Source organism: Acetobacterium paludosum (assembly GCF_008086595.1).
GTDB classification, from domain to species: Bacteria; Bacillota; Clostridia; order Eubacteriales; family Eubacteriaceae; genus Acetobacterium; species Acetobacterium paludosum.
Window position 1 is genome coordinate 1 of record NZ_RXYA01000031.1, and the last position, 3,667, is coordinate 3,667.

General features: G+C 36.1%; 4 protein-coding genes and 1 riboswitch. Of the genes, 3 read left to right on the forward strand and 1 reads right to left on the reverse strand.

Annotation, left to right across the window (positions count from 1 at the left end; all coding sequences use genetic code 11):
- Window positions 1–272: 272 nt before the first annotated feature.
- Window positions 273–446: riboswitch (cobalamin riboswitch) on the reverse strand.
- A gap of 103 nt (window positions 447–549) precedes the next feature.
- Complete coding sequence (locus FZC41_RS16960) at window positions 550–1,890, reverse strand: HAD hydrolase family protein (protein ID WP_243136754.1); 1,341 nt, start codon at window positions 1,888–1,890, stop codon at window positions 550–552.
- 179 nt (window positions 1,891–2,069) lie between these two features.
- Between FZC41_RS16960 and FZC41_RS16965 the strand changes: the two genes are divergently transcribed.
- The 3 genes from FZC41_RS16965 to FZC41_RS16975 are packed head-to-tail and all read left to right on the forward strand — an operon-like array spanning window position 2,070 to window position 3,445.
- The gene (locus FZC41_RS16965; protein WP_243136755.1) at window positions 2,070–2,540 is read left to right on the forward strand and encodes a MarR family winged helix-turn-helix transcriptional regulator; all 471 of its coding nucleotides are present in this window, start codon (window positions 2,070–2,072) and stop codon (window positions 2,538–2,540) included.
- The gene (locus tag FZC41_RS16970) at window positions 2,537–2,923 is read left to right on the forward strand and encodes an FMN-binding protein (RefSeq protein WP_148568637.1); all 387 of its coding nucleotides are present in this window, start codon (window positions 2,537–2,539) and stop codon (window positions 2,921–2,923) included. The genes FZC41_RS16965 and FZC41_RS16970 overlap by 4 nt, the downstream gene beginning before the upstream one ends.
- A gap of 27 nt (window positions 2,924–2,950) precedes the next feature.
- A complete protein-coding gene (locus FZC41_RS16975; protein ID WP_148568638.1) occupies window positions 2,951–3,445 on the forward strand; it encodes a flavodoxin domain-containing protein in 495 nt (164 codons plus the stop codon).
- The last annotated feature ends 222 nt before the right edge of the window (window positions 3,446–3,667 follow it).

Below are 3,667 nucleotides of genomic sequence, written 5' to 3' on the forward strand. Positions count from 1 at the left end.
AATTACCTCTTGCATTCCTTCTTTCAGACCAGCGTATAGTGGTGGTCTATTTGTTATACTTAAAATCCAACATATAACCTTTTCAAAAAAACTTCAATTTTCTATTGACTTTTTATTTGCAGGCTTGGTATAACCCTTTTCAAACTAGCTACAAGCAAGCTTGTGATTGACTCATTTATCTTCACGCAAACAAAAAACCTCCCGACAAAGTGTCAAGAGGCCATCATAAAATTATTTTCATGGTTCTTACACCCTCTATCACGCGTAGAGTGTTTGTGCAAATAATATGGGCGGTGATCTGACTTAGAAAAAATTCTTCACTGCTTTCCAGGTTTCCCTATTTGTTCTGTGAAAAACATCCCATTACAGTGGCGGGACCGTGCAGGGCTTACACCTGCTTCTCCTTTGCTGCGCTATCAAACGCAGCCCCAACATCATCATATTTAGTTGTGTGTTATTTTATCATATACCACATGTAGTGTCAATTGTGTTTATTCGATATCGGATGTAAGTGTTAAAGCTCTATACGATCGCTATCTCTGCATTTTTTTAAACATCCTCTTTATTTCGCCCAAAAGGTCTGAGATAAAAATGTTTTTCGATGGTCTTTACCACTGAATCGCTGTCATTATCGCCAATGATCCGTGGGGTTGTTCTTTTCAATTCGGCTGTTGCGTTTTTGACAGCATAACCAAAATCGGCCGCCACTATCAAAGGAATATTTTTCTCATCATTACCAAAAGCGATCACCTGATCTGCTGACAAATGCTCTTTCATTTCCATTACTGCATTTTTTACCGATGCCTCCGCACCAGTTATTTCAATAAAATAATATCCTTCATGCGCTTCATCAATATAGTATGAAACATTAATTAACGGTGCTATGTCCAAGTTCATGAATATATCAACTAATTTTTCTATTGTTTCAAGTCGGTCCACGGCAACAATTGAAAGCACATCCTGATTTTTCGGCAAATCGCCACAAACATAACTTTTTTCTGGAAGCCGTTTTTTAGAGTGATAGAGCTTTTCCTCGGCGGGGTTTACCAGCTTAGTGTAATAGACATGTAAAACATCATTGATGATGGTATGGGTAAAACAGTTTAGATCCAGTTTATCAAAAATTCCAATTACCCGTAACGCCGTTGTGAAATTCATCGTTTTACACTGCAGATACGTCGATTTTTTGAGATCATACTGTGCCGCTCCGTTCATGATGATAACGGGGAGTTTCATTTCCAAGTCTTTTATAAGCGGCAACAGTGTTTCAACACTTCGGGTTGTGGCTATGGTGATCAGCGCCCCTCGGTTGATCATTGTATTTAATTTAAACTTAGAATAATTATTGATTTCACCTTTCGAGTTCAGCAAGGTTCTATCTAAATTCGTCACAAATAATGCACTTTTATTTTTCCTTCGCGGCAAATGAAAAGCATTGATGCCAAGGGATACAAAAATACCAATTAATGTATCAATCATTCGATTTATCGCAAACATATACGGGTTTACATCAGCGCCATGTACTACCGTAATACTCAAAAACACAACACAGGTTATATAAGACGCCGTCGATTTTTTTACCCGCACGGTGAAATATATCAATGGAATAATGCACAATGAAACAATAAAGTATTGTAACACCGGCAGATCCGTTGGCAAAAAGCTTTTCTCCAAAATCAAAAGACACATCCCCATGATCCCGCCGATAAAAGTTCCAACAGTACGATTCGCCGCCACCTTAAAGCTATTGGAAACATAATTCTGCATACATAAAATTGCTGCAATAGCGGAATAAAAGGGATCTCCCTGTTTCCCGAGCAGCAGATAGATTAGAAAACATACATAAACTGCAATAAATGTTTTGAAAATTCTCATTCCTATTTTTGGCATCGAATTTCTCCTTTTTTATCTGTTTTTTTATAATACCATATAAAATGATACTGTATAACCTTAACTTCACTGCAAACCCTTTCAATTTTTTTAATTAAAAAACTGTTGACATACAAATAAAGGTAATGTATTATCTATTAAGGTAATATGTTACCTTAATAGAATTTTGGAGGTATTATTTGAAAAATATTGATGCTATGGCTGATCGGCAATTTGTCTTTGGTTCCGTTCAAATTGTCTCAAATCAGATGAACACTTTACTTGAAAGAGATCTTAAAGAACAAGATTTAACTGCAAAACAATGGTTCCTTACCGCCATTATTCAAAAATCTTTTGATTACGCTCCCACAATCAAAGAAACTGCCGTAGCAATGGGCAGCTCTCATCAGAATGTCAAACAGGTTGCTCTAAAACTCGCACAAAAGGGATTCCTTACCTTAGAGAAAGATGAGAAAGATGCCAGAGTCACACGGATTAAATTAACACCTAAAATTGATTCTTTTAGAAAAGAGACCCAATTTAAAGCCGCTAATTTTATAAAAAATTTGTTTAATGGTATCTCTGAAGACGAAATGGCGGCAACTCGATCTGTCCTTGAAAAAATGTTATCAAATTTAGAAAAAATGGAAAATGGAGGTCAAATTAAATGAAAAAAGCACTCATTATTATCTTGGTTATCCTTGGTGTGATTATATTGGCCATTGGCGGTGGTATCCTCTATATAAGCAATGGCTTAGAATCAGGCAAAAATTTAGTAATTAATTCCGTGGATCCCACTCAAGTTGCAGATGGTGTTTATACCGGAAGTTATCAAGGCGGAAGATGGAGCAATGAAGTAGAAGTAACTGTTAGTGAAAAAAAGATTACTCAAATTAATGTTATTAAATCTGTAAATTTTGAAAAACCTGAAGTAACTAATGCTCTAATCAATAATGTCATAGAAAAGCAGAATACCCTAGTGGACTCAATCAGTGGCGCCACCGTTACAAGTAAGGCCTATTTGAAATCCATCGAAAACGCTTTATCAAATTAAATAATATCTTAGGAGGAATATAATTTTATGAAAACACTGATCCTTTATGCCAGCACCTATGGTTATACCCAGGAATGTGCCGCGAAGCTTTCTAACGATTTACTTGGCGATGTCCTTCTTGTCAATATTAACGCTGATCCTGTTCCGCCATTGGAAGAATACGATACGGTTTTAATTGGGGGATCCATTTACATGGGGCAAATTCAGAAAAAAATTAAAGAATACTGTCTTGCAAATGCAGATTCACTGAAAAAGAAGAATCTTGGCTTCTTTATCTCCTGCGGCAGTGCTGAAAATTTTGATGAGAATATTAAGAACTCTTTCCCTGAAGCCTTAATAAACGCTGCCCTTTCAATCGAAAATTTTGGCGGTGAGTTTCGAATCGACAAGATGAAACTTTCGCATAAACTAATCATGAAAATGGTAGCAAAAGCGACTGAAAAAGATAATAAACCACCCGCTAAACCCATGCCTGAGAATATTAAAAAAATGGCACAGACAATTAATCATTTGAATGTTTGATCATTTTATTCCGAAAAATTCTTAACTTTTAAAATGGAGCTTTTATTAAGCTCTCAGACTGAAGACAAAGGTCAGGGAAACCTGGCCTTTTTTAGTTTTTTGAAATCAAAAAAGCTTATTCCAAGGTTCATGGTTTATCATAAAATTAGAAAACAAATGGAGGAAAACCTTATGTTAACCAAACGGGAACAGGATATCAGAGAACAGGTACAGATCGTCACA